At 69.1% G+C, this 14,495-nt stretch carries 10 protein-coding genes and 1 pseudogene; 6 read left to right on the top strand and 5 right to left on the bottom strand.

Annotated features, from left to right (window positions below; genetic code table 11):
• Positions 1-8: 8 nt before the first annotated feature.
• The 4 genes from ytfQ to D3869_RS27655 all read right to left on the bottom strand — a co-directional run bounded on the left by ytfQ (position 9) and on the right by D3869_RS27655 (position 4,671).
• Positions 9-974 carry a galactofuranose ABC transporter, galactofuranose-binding protein YtfQ gene (gene ytfQ / locus D3869_RS27670; protein WP_137142905.1) on the bottom strand — a complete coding sequence of 322 codons (966 nt, stop codon included), beginning with the start codon at positions 972-974 and terminating at the stop codon, positions 9-11.
• 192 nt (positions 975-1,166) lie between these two features.
• Positions 1,167-2,750 (bottom strand): aldehyde dehydrogenase (NADP(+)), encoded by a 1,584-nt coding sequence (locus D3869_RS27665; protein ID WP_175426644.1) that lies wholly within the window; start codon positions 2,748-2,750, stop codon positions 1,167-1,169.
• Positions 2,751-2,784: 34 nt separating this feature from the next.
• Positions 2,785-3,711: a dihydrodipicolinate synthase family protein gene (locus D3869_RS27660; protein WP_137142904.1), complete on the bottom strand. Its 927-nt coding sequence runs from the start codon at positions 3,709-3,711 to the stop codon at positions 2,785-2,787.
• Between the two features lie 60 nt (positions 3,712-3,771).
• Positions 3,772-4,671, bottom strand: a complete 900-nt coding sequence (locus D3869_RS27655; protein WP_137142903.1) for an SMP-30/gluconolactonase/LRE family protein — start codon at positions 4,669-4,671, stop codon at positions 3,772-3,774.
• Between the two features lie 152 nt (positions 4,672-4,823).
• Here D3869_RS27655 and D3869_RS27650 point away from each other — a divergent pair, with 152 nt between their 5' ends.
• The 6 genes and pseudogenes from D3869_RS27650 to D3869_RS27620 all read left to right on the top strand — a co-directional run bounded on the left by D3869_RS27650 (position 4,824) and on the right by D3869_RS27620 (position 13,036).
• The gene (locus D3869_RS27650; RefSeq protein ID WP_137142902.1) at positions 4,824-5,852 is read left to right on the top strand and encodes a LysR family transcriptional regulator; all 1,029 of its coding nucleotides are present in this window, start codon (positions 4,824-4,826) and stop codon (positions 5,850-5,852) included.
• 148 nt (positions 5,853-6,000) lie between these two features.
• A complete protein-coding gene (gene chvE / locus D3869_RS27645) occupies positions 6,001-7,044 on the top strand; it encodes a multiple monosaccharide ABC transporter substrate-binding protein (protein ID WP_247896063.1) in 1,044 nt (347 codons plus the stop codon).
• 287 nt (positions 7,045-7,331) lie between these two features.
• Positions 7,332-8,915 carry a multiple monosaccharide ABC transporter ATP-binding protein gene (gene mmsA, locus D3869_RS27635; protein ID WP_137142901.1) on the top strand — a complete coding sequence of 528 codons (1,584 nt, stop codon included), beginning with the start codon at positions 7,332-7,334 and terminating at the stop codon, positions 8,913-8,915.
• Positions 8,912-10,123: a multiple monosaccharide ABC transporter permease gene (gene mmsB, locus D3869_RS27630; RefSeq protein ID WP_137142900.1), complete on the top strand. Its 1,212-nt coding sequence runs from the start codon at positions 8,912-8,914 to the stop codon at positions 10,121-10,123. Before mmsA ends, mmsB begins: the two co-directional genes overlap by 4 nt.
• An 8-nt stretch (positions 10,124-10,131) precedes the next feature.
• On the top strand, positions 10,132-11,109 hold the full coding sequence (locus D3869_RS27625; RefSeq protein ID WP_137142899.1) for a Gfo/Idh/MocA family protein: 978 nt from the start codon (positions 10,132-10,134) through the stop codon (positions 11,107-11,109).
• A 111-nt stretch (positions 11,110-11,220) separates the two neighbouring features.
• Positions 11,221-13,036: pseudogene (locus D3869_RS27620) on the top strand (IlvD/Edd family dehydratase).
• A 536-nt stretch (positions 13,037-13,572) separates the two neighbouring features.
• Here the strand turns inward: D3869_RS27620 and D3869_RS27615 are convergent.
• Positions 13,573-14,418 (bottom strand): class I SAM-dependent methyltransferase, encoded by an 846-nt coding sequence (locus D3869_RS27615; protein ID WP_137143143.1) that lies wholly within the window; start codon positions 14,416-14,418, stop codon positions 13,573-13,575.
• Positions 14,419-14,495 lie beyond the last annotated feature (77 nt).

Genomic DNA, 14,495 nt, shown 5'->3' with positions numbered 1-14,495 from the left:
CGGCCGGGTCAGTAGGCGTCCTTGCGGCGTTCGTACTCGGCCTTGGCGGTGTCGGGGGTGAACAGCGCCGATTCCGTCTGGATCCACTTCGGCGGCGCCTTGCCGTCCTTCTTGAAGGCGATCAGCGCGTCGAAGGCCGGACCGGCCATGTTCGGCGTCAGCTCCACGGTCGCGTTCGCCTCGCCGTCGGCCATCGCCTTGAAGATGTCGGGCACGCCGTCGATGGACACGACCAGGATGTCCTTGCCCGGCTTCAAGCCGGCCTCCTTGATCGCCTGGATGGCGCCGACCGCCATGTCGTCGTTGTGGGCGTAGACCGCGCAGATGCCCTTGCCGCCGTTCTCCGCCTTGATGAAGCTCTCCATCACCTCCTTGCCCTTGGCGCGGGTGAAGTCACCGGACTGGGTGCGGATGATCTTCATGCCGGGATTCTTGGCGACGACCTCGTCGAAGCCCTTCTTGCGGTTGATGGCGGGGGAGGAGCCGACGGTGCCCTGCAGTTCGACCACGTTGCAGGTGCCGCCGGTCTGCTTGGCCAGCCACTCGCCGGCGACCCGGCCCTCAAGCACCGTGTCGGAGGTGACGGCGGTCATGTAGAGGCCGGGGTCCCTGGTCTCGATCTGGCGGTCGAGCAGGACGACGGGGATCTTCGCCTCCTTGGCCTCCTTCAGCACCGAATCCCAGCCGGTCGCCACCACGGGGGCGATGAAGATGGCGTCCACGCCCTGGGCGACGAAGGAGCGCACGGCCTTGATCTGGTTCTCCTGCTTCTGCTGGGCGTCGGAGATCTTCAGGTCGATCCCGCGCTTCTCCGCCTCCGTCTTGGCGGTCTTGGTCTCGGCGGCGCGCCAGCCCGATTCCGAGCCGATCTGCGAGAAGCCGACCACCAGCTTCTTGTCGGCGGCCTGCGCACCGCCGAGCCCGATCAACAAGGCCGCGGCGGCAGCGGCGGAGATCAGCCATGTCCTGGACATACCGTTTCACTCCCCTGGGTGTCTTGTCATCGATCCGGGCAGCCCCGGCGACCCGCCTGTGCCCGCTCGCATCTGTTCGTTGAGCCAACATTAGGCGTCGAAAACCATATCTGTCCAATACGATTATCGACCGAAGCGATACCGAAACCGGCATGATCGCCCGGTGCGGGCAAAGCGTTGCCGGTCCTTCCCTCACTCCTGTCCCGGCACGCCGTCAATCCGCCGCCACAGGCCGAGCGGGTTGCCGTCGCGCAGCGCCTCCGGCAGCAGGGCGGCGGGAATGTCCTGGTAGCAGACCGGGCGCAGAAAGCGCCGGATCGCCAAGGTGCCGACCGAGGTGGTCCGGCTGTCCGAGGTCGCCGGGAAGGGCCCGCCATGCACCATGGCGTGGCAGACCTCCACCCCGGTCGGCCAGCCATTGGCCAGAATGCGGCCCGCCTTGCGCTCCAGCGTGGGCAGCAGCGCGGCCACGGCGGCGCCGTCCGCCGGCTCCATCTGCACGGTCGCGGTGAGCTGGCCCTCCAGCCGCTCGGCGACGGTCCGCATCGCCGCGACGTCCGGGCAACGGATCAGCAGCGACGCCGCCCCGAACACCTCGTCCTGCAGAGCCGGGTCGGCGAGAAAGGCGTCGGCCGTCGTGCCGAACAAAGCCGCTTGCGCCTGGTTGGGGCCGGAACAGGCCAGCCCGCGGGCGAGCGTCGCCACGGCGGCGCTGCCGGACAGCCGCGCCACCCCCGAATCGTAGGCGGCCTGGATGGCCGGGGTCAGCATGGTCGAGGCGGCGCTGCCGCCCAGCGCATCCACCGCGGTGGCCAGGAAGCGGTCGAGGTCCGGCCCGTCGACGCCCAGCAGGATGCCGGGGTTGGTGCAGAACTGGCCGGCGCCCATGGTCAGCGAGGCCACGAAGCCCTTGCCCAGCGCCTCCGCCCGCGCGGCGAGCGCCGCCGGCATCAGGAAGACCGGGTTGATGCTGCTCATCTCCGCATAGACCGGGATCGGTTCGGGCCGGCGGGCCGCCGCTTCCATCAAAGCCAAGCCGCCGCCGCGCGAGCCGGTGAAGCCCACCGCCTTGATGCGCGGGTCGGAAACCAGCGCCGTTCCGATGGGGTTGCCGACGCCGAACAGCAGCGAGAAGACGCCCTCGGGCAATCCGCAGGAGGCCACCGCCGCCTGGATGGCCCGGCCGACCAGCTCCGACGTGCCGGGATGGGCGGAGTGGCCCTTGACCACCACAGGGCAGCCGGCGGCCAGCGCCGACGCGGTGTCGCCCCCGGCCACCGAGAAGGCCAGCGGAAAATTCGACGCGCCGAACACCGCGACCGGGCCGAGCGGGATGTGGCGCTGCCGGACGTCGGGACGCGGCAACGGCTTGCGCTCCGGCTGGGCCGGGTCGATGCGCGCGCCGATCCAGCTCCCCTCCCGCACCACCGCGGCGAATAGGCGGAGCTGGCCGACGGTGCGCCCGCGCTCTCCCTCCAGCCGGGGGCGCGGCAGGCCGCTCTCGGCCATGGCGCGGAGGATCAGATCGTCGCCGAGGTCGAGGATGTTCGCGGCGATGGTCTCCAGCAAGGCGGCCCGCGCCTCCAGCCCGGTCTCGCGGAAGGCGTCGAAGGCGGCCCAGGCCAGCGCGCAGGCGCGTTCGACCTCCGCCGCCCCGCCGCCGCCGAAGACCGGCTCCAGCTCCGCGCCGGTGGCGGGATCGACGGCGCGGAACGCGCCGTCGGAGCCGCGGTGGCATTCGGCGCCGATCAGCATCTCGCCGGTGATGGTCATCATGGGTCTCCCGGTTTGGCGAGGGGTGGCGCCGTCCTCAGCGCGCCCAGCGCAGGACCAGCGGGTCGAGGCGGCGGGCGGCGTCGAGCAGGCCGGCGCGGCTGGCCGGGTGCGGGTCCGCCAGCGGGTGGCGCACGGCGTCGCAGGCGATGATGCCGCCCTCCTTCATCAGGATCTTGGCGGTGGCGAGGCCGCATTGCCGGTTCTCGTGGTTGATCAGCGGCAGCCAGCGCCCGTAGGCCGCCACCGCCGCCTCGCGGTCGCCGGCCAGGAACGGGTCGATGATCTGGCGGATGCCGTCGGGATAGCCGCCGCCCGTCATGGCGCCGGTGGCCCCGGCGTCGAGGTCGGCCAGCAGGGTGATGGCCTCCTCGCCGTCCCACGGCCCTTCGATGGCGTCGCCGCCCAGCTCGATCAGCCGGCGCAGCTTGGCGGCGGCCTGAGGCACCTCGACCTTGAAGTAGGCGACGTTGGCGATCTCCCGCGCCATGCGGGCCAGCAGCTCCGCCGACAGCGCGGTGCCGCTGACCGGGGCGTCCTGGATCATGATCGGGATGTCGATGGCGTCGGACACCCGCTGGAAGAACGCGACGATGCCCGCCTCGGGCACGCGGATGGTGGCGCCGTGGTAGGGCGGCATGACCATCACCATGGCGGCCCCCAGCTCCTGGGCGCGGCGGCTGCGCGCGGCGCAGGCGGCGGTGCTGAAATGGGTGGTGGTGACGATGACCGGCACCCGCCCGGCGACGTGGCCGAGGATGGTCTCCATCAGCACGTCGCGCTCGGCGTCGGTCAGCACGAACTGCTCGGAGAAGTTGGCGAGGATGCACAGGCCGTCGGAGCCGGCGTCGATCATGAAATCGACGCAGCGCGTCTGCCCGGCGAGGTCGAGGTCCCCCGTCTCGGTGAAGATGGTGGGAACGACGGGGAACACTCCCCGGTAGGGGCGGGCGCTGGAGGCCATGGCCGTTGGAGTCCTTCTGTCGGGTGATTTGCGGGCCGGATCGGTTTGCGGAGGAGCCGGTCAGCCCGGCGGGCGCCCGAAGCGGCCGGGCGGCAGGCCGCGTACGCCACCGGGATCGCACTCGAACAGCGCGCCGGCCAGCGGTTCGTCGGGGCGGCCGTCGCGGCCGATGCCGTGCGCCGCGGTGGTCACGAACAGCCGGTCGAGGGCGGGGCCGGCGAAGACACAGGAGGTGACCCGCGACACCGGCAGCGCGATCGCTCGGTCCAGCGTGCCATCGGGCCGGAAGCGGCTGACCCGCCCGCCGTCCCAATGGGCGACCCACAGGCCGCCCTCGGCGTCGCAGGTCATGCCGTCGGGATAGCCGTCGGCCTCGGCGAAGCGGATGTGGACGCGCTTGCCGGACAGCCGCCCCGCGTCGTCGACATCGAAGGCGTGGATCGTCCGCGCCGCGCTGTCGGTGTGGTAGAGTGTCCGCCCGTCCGGGGACAGGGCCGGGCCGTTGGCGACGGTGTAGCCCTCGTCCACACGCGCGATCGAACCGTCGGGGTCGAGCCGGTGGAAGGCGCCGGACGGCGTCTTCTCTCCGTCGTCCATGCTGCCGATCCACAGGCGCCCCTGCGCGTCGGCCTTGGCGTCGTTCAGCCGGTTGCCCGGCCGGTCGGGGTCGATCCGCGCCAGTTCTGCGGCGATCACCACGCGACCCGGTTCCAACCGCAAGCGGACCACCCGGCGCGAGCGCAGCCCGGCGATAAAGCCGTCGCCATCGGCGCACTCCACCAGCCAGCAGGCGGCGTCCTCCAGCGCCCAGTCCGCTTGGGACCCGTCGTCGAGCCCGTAGCGCAGGATCCGCGATCCGTGGATGTCGACGAAGAAGACGGCGCCCTGCCCCGGCGCCCACAGCGGGCCTTCGCCCAGGAGCGCCCGGGCGGGCCAGACGCAACGAACCTCCTGCGGCATGCCGTCTCGCCTCCCCCTCGCGGTCCCGTTCTGAATTTTGTTGACCACGCCAACATTAGAGAGCGTTCTGATAATCGTCCAATACGAATATCGGCGTCGGCGATACGAGATTTCGTATGCCGGCGGCGTCGCCAGACCGGAGGCCCCCGCCCGTGACCCCGCACCGTTTCCCGGCCAACTGGTTCCTCAAGGCCCGGCTGAAGCTGCGCCATCTCCAGCTGTTCGTCGCCCTGGACGAGCACCGCAACCTGCACCGCGCCGCCGCCAGCCTGACCATGTCGCAGCCCGCCGCCTCGAAGCTGCTGGGCGACCTTGAGGAGTCGCTGGGCGTCACCCTGTTCGAGCGCCATGGCCGCGGCGTTGAGCCGAACTGGTACGGCGGCCTGATGATCCGCCACGCGCGGGCGATCCTCAGCGGCCTGCAGGAGGCGGGGGAGGAGCTGAACGACCTGCTGGCCGGCCACAGCGGCAGCGTCTCCATCGGCACGGTGATGGCCCCGGCGGTGGAGTTGGTGGTGCCGGTGATCACCACGCTGACCCGCGACCATCCCGACCTGAAGATCGCCGTGGCGGTGGAGACCAGCGACGTGCTGGCCGAGCGGGTGCAACAGGGCGTGATGGATTTCGCGATCGGCCGCCTGCCCGACCATGTCGACGCCGCGTGCTTCGACTATCAGGAGATCAGCAGCGAGGAGCTGTGCTTCGTCTGCCGCGACGGCCACCCGCTGCTGCGGCTCGGCCGCCCGCTGACCGCCGCCGATCTGGTGGACGCCACCTGGATTCTCCAGCCCCTGGGCAGCCTGCTGCGCAGCCGGGTGGAGGCGCTGTTCCGCGCCGAGGGGGTTCCGCCGCCGCGCAAGGTGATCGAAAGCGCCTCCCCGGTCATCTCGCTGGCGATGGTGGTCGAGAACGATTCGGTCACCGTCTTCGCCCGCGCGCTCGCCCAGGTGTTCTCCCCCACCGGCAGCTGCACCATCGTGCCCTTCCACAAGCGCTTCAGCGTCGAGCCCTACGGCATTTTCTGGCTGAAGGACCGCCCGCTGTCGCCGGGCGCCCGCACCGCCCTGGCCGCTCTGCGCGCGGCGTCCGACGCCAAGATGCGACGCGCGCTGGAAACGCCGCAGCCGGGCTCTTCAAGTGATATCGAAATGTGTATGGATTCCGCCAATAATCGTATTTGACAGTTATGGTTTTTCGGCCGATTGCTAGCCTTACAAACATTGCGCCACCCGACACCCGTTCAAGAGCCGCGGGTGTGGCCAACCCGGTGCCGCAGAAGGGGGAGGAAATCGGCCCATGTCTTCTTCGTTCACGACCACACTGGCCGGGATGGCCGTCGGCGTGCTGGCCCTCACCGTTGCCGCCACGCCGACCCTGGCGCAGGACAAGCCCACCGTCGGCATCGCGATGCCCACCAAGTCCTCGGCCCGCTGGATCGACGACGGCAACAACATGGTCAAGCAGTTCCAGGCCAAGGGCTACAAGACCGACCTGCAATACGCCGAGGACGACATCCCCAACCAGCTCGCCCAGATCGAGACGATGGTTGCCAAGAACAGCAAGGTCCTGGTGATCGCCGCCATCGACGGCACGACGCTGACCGACGTGCTTCAGCAGGCCAAGGACCGCGGGGTCAAGGTCATCGCCTACGACCGGCTGATCCGCGGGTCGGAGAACGTGGACTATTACGCGACCTTCGACAATTTCCAGGTCGGCGTGCTCCAGGGCAGCTACATCGTCGACGCGCTGGGCCTGAAGGACGGCAAGGGTCCCTTCAACATCGAGCTGTTCGGCGGCTCCCCCGACGACAACAACGCCTACTTCTTTTACAACGGCGCCATGTCGGTGCTGCAGCCTTACATCGACAGCGGCAAGCTGAAGGTGGGCAGCGGTCAGGTGGGGATGGATAAGGTGTCCACCCTGCGCTGGGATGGCGCCACCGCCCAGGCCCGCATGGACAACCTGCTGAGCGCCTTCTACGGCAACCGCCGCGTCGACGCCGTGCTGTCGCCCTACGACGGGATCAGCATCGGCATCATCTCCTCGTTGAAGGGGGTCGGCTACGGCTCGCCGTCGCAGCCGATGCCGGTGGTGACCGGGCAGGACGCCGAGGTGCCCTCGATCAAGTCGATCCTGGCGGGCGAGCAGCGCGCCACCGTCTTCAAAGACACCCGCGAACTGGCCCGGATCACGGTGGAGATGGTCGACGCGGTGCTGGGCGGCGGCACGCCCCCGGTCAACGACACCAAGACCTACGACAACGGCAAGAAGGTCGTCCCGGCCTACCTGCTGAAGCCGGTCAGCGTGGACGCGTCCAACTGGAAGAGCACGCTGGTCGGCAGCGGCTACTACACCGAAGCGCAGTTCAAATGACGCGGCGGCGCGGGGCGGACGCCATGCGGCTTTCATAGCCCTCTCCCCTCCGCTCACGCGCAAACTTCGTTTGCGCTGCCGCGACAGGCGGACCTTCGGTCCGCCGAAAGCGGGGAGAGGGTGGCCCGGAGGGCCGGTGAGGGGGATGCGCGTGACGGTGCGTCCGGCAAAAGCGCAACCCCCTCACCCTAACCCTCTCCCCAGGGGGGAGAGGGGATTGAAAATGCGAGCGCCCCGCCGCCGGCCTGAGGTGTGCTCGGGCGATCGCAGGTTCCTCGGAGGTGTTCATGGACTCCATCCTGGAGCGGTCCAGTCTGGCGATGCCGATCCTGGAGATGAGCGGCATCACCAAGACCTTTCCCGGCGTGAAGGCGCTCGACAACGTCAACCTGTCGGTCCGCGAGGGCGAGATCCACGCGCTGATCGGCGAGAACGGCGCCGGCAAATCGACGCTGATGAAGGTGCTGAGCGGGGTCTACCCGCAAGGCAGCTTCGACGGCGAAATCCGCTTCCGCGGCCAACCGCAGGCCTTCCGCGGCATCGCCGACAGCGAGCGGCTGGGCATCATCATCATCCACCAGGAGCTGGCGCTCGTCCCGCTGCTGTCGATCACCGAGAACCTCTTCCTCGGCAACGAGCAGGCGAAACGGGGGGTGATCGACTGGGACGCCGCCACCCTGCGGGCGCGGGAGCTGCTGCGCCTGGTCGGGCTGCACGACCCGCCGGAAACCCTGATCACCGACATCGGCGTCGGCAAGCAGCAGCTCGTGGAGATCGCCAAGGCGCTGTCCAAGGAGGTCAAGCTGCTGATCCTGGACGAGCCGACCGCCAGCCTGAACGAGAGCGACAGCGACGCCCTGCTGGAATTGCTGCTGCAGTTCAAGGCGCGCGGCATCGCCTCCATCCTCATCTCGCACAAGCTGAACGAGATCGCCAAGGTCGCCGACCGGGTGACCATCCTGCGCGACGGCACGACGGTGGAGACGCTGGACTGCCGCGAGGCCGTGGTCAGCCAGGACCGCATCATCCGCGGCATGGTCGGGCGCGCGCTGTCGGACCGCTACCCCAGGCGGACCACCGTGCCCGGCGAGGTGCTGTTCGAGGTCAAGGGCTGGAGCGCCGACCACCCGGCCCATCCCGGCCGGCGCGTCGTCCGCGACGTCAACCTGACCGTCCGCCGCGGCGAGGTGGTGGGCATCGCCGGGCTGATGGGCGCCGGTCGCACCGAGTTCGCGATGAGCCTGTTCGGCCGCTCTTACGGCCGCAACATCCGCGGGCAGGCCTTCCTCGGCGGGCGGGAGATCGACGTCTCCACCATCAGCCGGGCCATGGCGAACGGCCTCGCCTACGCGACGGAGGACCGCAAGCATCTCGGCCTCGTGCTCGACAACGACATCCGCCACAACGTCACGCTGGCGAACCTCAAAGGGGTGGCGAAACGCTGGGTCATCGACCATGAGCGCGAGATCCAGGTGGCGGAGCAGTTCCGGCGCCGGCTGCGCATCCGCTGCGCCGGCGTGTTCCAGGAGACGGTCAACCTGTCGGGCGGCAACCAGCAGAAGGTCGTGCTCAGCAAGTGGCTGTTCGCCGACCCGCAGGTGCTGATTCTCGACGAGCCGACCCGCGGCATCGACGTCGGCGCCAAGTACGAGATCTACACCATCATCAACCAGCTGGTCGCCGAGGGCCGGGGCGTCGTCCTGATCTCCTCGGAGATGCCGGAGCTGCTGGGCGTCGCCGACCGCATCTACGTGATGAACGCCGGCGAAATGGTCGCCGAGATGCCGGCGGCGGAGGCCAGCCAGGAGAAAATCATGCGGGCGATCATGCGCTCCGGCGAGACGCTGATGTCCGGGGAGGCTCTGCCATGAGTGCCGAACTCAACCTTCCGGCGCGCGGCCCGCGGGTGTCCATGGGACGGTTCGTGAAGGCGCACATGCGCGAGTACGGGATGCTGCTGTCGCTGGTCGCGATCGTCCTGTTCTTCCAGTACATGACCGACGGCACGCTGCTGCAGCCGCTGAACCTGACCAACCTCGTGCTGCAGAACAGCTACATCGTCATCATGGCGCTGGGCATGCTGCTGGTGATCGTCGCCGGGCACATCGACCTGTCGGTGGGCTCGGTCGTCGCCCTCATCGGCGCGCTGGCGGCGACGCTGATGGTGCGGCTCCACCTGGACTTCGTCACCACGACGCTGCTGTGCCTGCTGGCCGGGGCGGCGATCGGGGCGGTGCAGGGCTTCTGGGTCGCCTATCTTCGCATCCCCTCCTTCATCGTGACGCTGGCCGGCATGCTGGTCTTCCGCGGCCTGTGCCTGATCCTGCTGGCCGGCCAGTCGGTCGGTCCCTTCCCGGTGGAGTTCCAGCGCCTCAGCTCCGGCTTCATCCCGGATTTCCTGGCGCTCGACGCCTTCAACATGGGCAGGTTCCACCTCACCAGCCTGCTGCTCTGCGGGGCGGTCGCCACCGCGCTGGTGGTGATGAACACCATGGCACGCCTGCGCCGGCAGAGCGTCGCCATCGAGCAGGAGCCGCTGCCGCTGTTCGTGGCGAAGAACGTCGCGCTGGCCGCCGTCCTGCTCTATGTCGGGCAGCTGATGGCCTCCTACCGCGGCCTGCCCAACGTGCTGATCATCATGAGCGTGCTGATCGCGCTCTACAGCTTCGTCACCCGCAACACCACGGTGGGTCGGCGCGTCTACGCGCTGGGCGGCAACGAGAAGGCGGCCAAGCTGTCCGGCATCGACACGCGGCGTCTCAGCTTCTACACCTTCGTCAACATGGGGGTGCTGGCGGCGCTGGCCGGGCTGATCTTCGCCGCGCGCCTGAACACCGCCACGCCGAAGGCCGGCGTCTCGTTCGAGCTGGACGTGATCGCCGCCTGCTTCATCGGCGGCGCCTCGGCGTCGGGCGGGGTGGGCCGGGTGACCGGTGCGGTGATCGGCGCCTTCATCATGGGCGTGATGAACAACGGCATGTCGATCCTGGGCATCGGCATCGACTGGCAGCAGGTCATCAAGGGGATGGTGCTGCTCGCCGCCGTGACCATCGACGTCTACAACAAGAACAAGGCGTGAGGACCGTCATGACCCGTCCCGCCCCGCTCACGCTCGGCATCGTCGGCTTCGGCAAGATCGCCCGCGACCAGCATGTCCCGGCCATCACCGCCACCGGCCTGTTCCGCCTCGCCGCGGTGGTCAGCCCGCACGGCGCCTCCATGGAGGAGATTGGGCTCGGCGACGTGCCGGTCTTCCGCAGCCAGGCGGAGATGCTGGCCGCCCTGCCCGGCCTCGACGCCGTGGCGATCTGCACGCCGCCCGCCGTCCGCCATGCCCTGACGGTGGAGGCGCTGCGCGCCGGCAAACATGTCCTGATCGAGAAGCCGCCGGCCGCCACCCTGACGGAGCTGCGCCTGCTGCTCGACGCGGCGGAGGGCGCCAAGCGCACGCTGTTCGCCGCGTGGCATTCCCGCTTCAACGCGGCGGTCGAGGAGACGCGGCGGCGGCTGGCCGGCGCCACCGTCCGCCACGCCGCCATCACCTGGAAGGAGGACGTGCGACGCTGGCATCCGGGCCAGGATTGGATCTTCGCGGCGAGGGGCTTCGGCGTCTTCGATCCGGGCATCAACGCCCTGTCGATCCTGACCGAGATCCTGCCGGCCCCCGTCGTCGTCCGCGACGCCGAGCTGCGGGTCCCCGCCAACCGCGACACGCCCATCGCCGCCACCCTGAGGATGGAGGGGGCTGCGGGCTCCGCCGTCGGGATAGTGACGGCCGCCTTCGACTTCCTCCAGGAGGGCGAGCAGACCTGGACCATCGCCATCGAAACGGACGGCATCGGGGCGGAGGGTGGGCGGCTCGACCTGACCCATGGCGGCACGCGGCTGAGTGTGGACGGCGTGCCCGTGCTGGCCGAGCCCGACGCCGAGTACCAGGGCATCTACCGACGCTTCCACCATCTGATCGCGGACGCGGCCGGCGACGTCGACGCCCGTCCGCTGCAACTGGTGGCCGACGCCTGTCTGGTCGGGCGCTGGCGCACCACCGACGCCTTCCACTGGTAAAGCGCCGGGCACGTCGCCCGGCCGACTCCCAACGACGCCCCGAACGAGGCTCCGAACGACCCCGGCGCCGGCCGACCCCGGTCCGCGCCCCCAACCCGAATTGGTGCCGACATGTCCGATACGAAGCCCTCTCCCCAGCACCCGGAAATCGGCTCCGGCCGGCGGCTGCGGTCGCGCGCGTGGTTCGACAACCCCGACAACCCCGACATGACCGCGCTCTATCTGGAGCGCTACCTGAACTTCGGACTGACGCGGGAGGAGCTGCAATCGGGCGCCCCGATCATCGGCATCGCCCAGACCGGCTCCGACCTCAGCCCCTGCAACCGGCACCATCTGGTCCTGGCCGAACGCCTGCGCGAGGGCATCCGCACCGCCGGCGGCATCGCCATCGAGTTCCCCGTCCACCCGATCCAGGAGACCGGCAAGCGGCCGACCGCCTCGCTCGACCGCAACCTCGCCTATCTCGGCCTCGTCGAGGTGCTGCACGGCTACCCGCTCGACGGGGTGGTGCTGACCATCGGCTGCGACAAGACCACCCCCGCCTGCCTGATGGCCGCGGCGACCGTGAACATCCCGGCCATCGCCCTGTCGGTCGGCCCGATGCTGAACGGCTGGTTCCGCGGCGAGCGCACCGGCTCCGGCACCATCCCGCCAGATGATGGCGGCCGGCGAGATCGACTATCAGGGCTTCATCGAGCTGGTGGCGTCGTCGGCCCCCTCGACCGGCTACTGCAACACGATGGGCACGGCCTCCACGATGAATTCGCTGGCCGAGGTGCTGGGCATGCAGCTCCCCGGCTCCGCAGCCATCCCCGCCCCCTACCGCGAGCGCCAGCAGGCCGCCTACGAGACCGGCAAGCGGATCGTGGAGATGGTCCGCGAGGACCTCAAGCCGTCCGACATCCTGACCCGCGACTCCTTCCTCAACGCCATCGTCGTCAACTCCGCCATCGGCGGCTCGACCAACGCCCCGATCCACATCAACGCCATCGCCAAGCACATCGGCGTGCCGCTGACGGTGGAGGACTGGCAGACCCACGGGCACGACGTGCCGCTGCTGGTCAACCTCCAGCCGGCCGGCGAGTATCTGGGCGAGGACTTCCACCGCGCCGGCGGCGTGCCCGCGGTCGTTGCCCAGCTGATGGGCAAGGGGCTGATCCGCGAGGGGGCGCCCACCGTCAACGGCCGGACCATCGGCGAGAATTGCCGCAATACGGAGATTCTCGACACCCGGGTGATCCATCCCATCGACGAGCCGCTGAAGATCAACGCCGGGTTCGTGGTGCTGCGCGGCAACCTGTTCAACGCCGCCATCATGAAGACCAGCGTCATCTCCGACGAGTTCCGCGAACGCTACCTGTCCAACCCCCGGGACCCGGAGGCGTTCGAGGGCAAGGTCGTCGTCTTCGACGGGCCGGAGGACTACCATCACCGCATCGACGACCCCGGCCTGGGCATCGACGCCTACACCATCCTGGTCATCCGCGGCACCGGCCCCATCGGCTATCCGGGGGCGGCGGAGGTGGTGAACATGCGGCCCCCCGCCACGCTGATCAAACAGGGCGTCCATTCCCTTCCCTGCATCGGCGACGGCCGCCAGTCTGGCACCTCGGGGTCGCCCTCCATCCTCAACGCATCCCCGGAAGCGGCGGCGGGCGGCGGGCTGGCCCTGCTGCGCAGCGGCGACCGGGTGCGCATCGACCTGCGCCGCGGCAGCGCCGACATCCTGATTTCGGAGGGCGAGCTGGCCGACCGCCGCGCCGCTCTGGAGGCCGCGGGCGGCTACCCCATCCCGCCGTCGCAGACCCCCTGGCAGGAGATCCAGCGCGGCATCGTCGACCAGCTCGACGAGGGCATGGTGCTGAAACCCGCCGTCAAGTACCAGCGCGTCGCCCAGACGATGGGCATCCCGCGCGACAATCACTGACGGAACGGCTGTGCGGCGGGTCGGCGCCTTCGGGCCGGTGAGCGCGTCGAAGGCGGCGCCCGCGCCGGCCGACAGGGCGTCGCTCTCCACCTGGGTGATCAGGGTGGGGCAGGCGATAAGCTGCGCAGCTCGCCCGGGCTCCAGCCGCTGAGCGCGATGCGTGCCGGATCGACGAGTGGCAAGAGTGGCAAGGTTTCAACGACACCGACCCCGCCATAGAGGATGTCAGCGACGGGCCAAGTGCGAAAGTCCTCATGCGGAGCGTCGTGGAAGAGGGGGGGCACGGCTGTCCTCCCCGGTCCCGCCGGCCGGGTCTGGGAGCCTCAGCAACCCTCAACTGTCGCCGCACCGGGTCCGGCCCGCCGCCGCGCAGAAGGTGGGACGCCCGATCGGACGTGGCGTCCGGCTGGCCTTCTGCGCCACCGGCGTCCGGCACGGCAACCGTATGATGGCGCATCCACGCGGCGATCCTTCAGAAATCGCTTTTCCATGGCGGCCAGGAAACCGACTCCGCTCCGAAGCGGCGGTCGCCCCAATCATTTGCCTGCAGCGACACCATACATGAGAGGGATGCTGGGCATCGTCTCCGGCGGCCCCCAGCGCTTTCCGTCAAGCGCACGCATGCTCTCGAAGCCGCGCCAGCCGTTCGAATAGGGATACTCGACCAACCGGTCGAGAGTCAGTCCGGCACGGATGAGCGACGACACCACGTCGCCGACTCCCCAGTAGAACTCGAAACAAGGGTGCGGGTTGACGAAGTTCTCAATTCCGGCCTGATAACCTTCAAGAGCCAAGCCGTCGCGCGACTCCGCCACGTAATCGCCCACCCCGGTCTCCCTGATGGGTTCGGTTCTGAAGTAATCGTAGTGCGGCTGCCATTGCTCATTGAAAACCATGGCGTAGGGATGGAATTCCACAAGGACGAATTTCCCTCCCGGCCTGAGCACCGAAGAGATGCCCCGCGCCCACGTGTCGATGTTCGACAACCAGCAGATGGCTCCATAGGAGGAGAAGACGCGATCGAAGGTCCGCCCGTCCCTGGCCGCCTGCTCGAACCATTCGAACAGGTCCTCGCGCTCGAAGCGGGCTGGAATGCCGCTTTCATTGGAAAGCCGGGAGGCGAAATCGATGGCCTCGTCGGAGATGTCGACGCCTGTCACCCTGGCGCCAAGATTCGCGAGGCTCAAGCTGTCCTGCCCGGCGTTGCACTGAAGGTGCAGGAGATCCATGCCCGCAATGTCGCCGAGCAAAGTCAATTCTTCATCGTAAAGCGTGCTGCCGCCCTTCTGAAAGAAGTTGGCCTGATCGCCTTTGTGGCTGTTGTGCGCAACAGTCGCTGCGTTCCAAGACCTGCGATTGGCCTCGTGCATCTCATGCGGCATGGATATCCTCGCATTCTCCGGGCGAACGCCACGCAAACACACACCGGCTCCTGCCGCAACATCGGAGCGCGCGAAGG

This window comes from Azospirillum brasilense (assembly GCF_005222205.1).
Lineage (GTDB): Bacteria > Pseudomonadota > Alphaproteobacteria > Azospirillales > Azospirillaceae > Azospirillum > Azospirillum brasilense_G.
The sequence above is the reverse complement of the archived record's forward strand: the minus strand, read 5'-3'. Positions and strand labels throughout refer to the sequence as shown.

Excerpts from the sequence above, each read along its gene's own strand:
- ytfQ (WP_137142905.1), bottom strand. The coding sequence starts at position 974 with ATGTCCAGGACATGGCTGATCTCCGCCGCTGCCGCCGCGGCCTTGTTG.
- D3869_RS27665 (WP_175426644.1), bottom strand. The coding sequence starts at position 2,750 with ATGATGACCATCACCGGCGAGATGCTGATCGGCGCCGAATGCCACCGC.
- D3869_RS27660 (WP_137142904.1), bottom strand. The coding sequence starts at position 3,711 with ATGGCCTCCAGCGCCCGCCCCTACCGGGGAGTGTTCCCCGTCGTTCCC.
- D3869_RS27655 (WP_137142903.1), bottom strand. The coding sequence starts at position 4,671 with ATGCCGCAGGAGGTTCGTTGCGTCTGGCCCGCCCGGGCGCTCCTGGGC.
- chvE (WP_247896063.1), top strand. The coding sequence starts at position 6,001 with ATGGCCGTCGGCGTGCTGGCCCTCACCGTTGCCGCCACGCCGACCCTG.
- mmsA (WP_137142901.1), top strand. The coding sequence starts at position 7,332 with ATGGACTCCATCCTGGAGCGGTCCAGTCTGGCGATGCCGATCCTGGAG.
- mmsB (WP_137142900.1), top strand. The coding sequence starts at position 8,912 with ATGAGTGCCGAACTCAACCTTCCGGCGCGCGGCCCGCGGGTGTCCATG.
- D3869_RS27625 (WP_137142899.1), top strand. The coding sequence starts at position 10,132 with ATGACCCGTCCCGCCCCGCTCACGCTCGGCATCGTCGGCTTCGGCAAG.
- D3869_RS27615 (WP_137143143.1), bottom strand. The coding sequence starts at position 14,418 with ATGCCGCATGAGATGCACGAGGCCAATCGCAGGTCTTGGAACGCAGCG.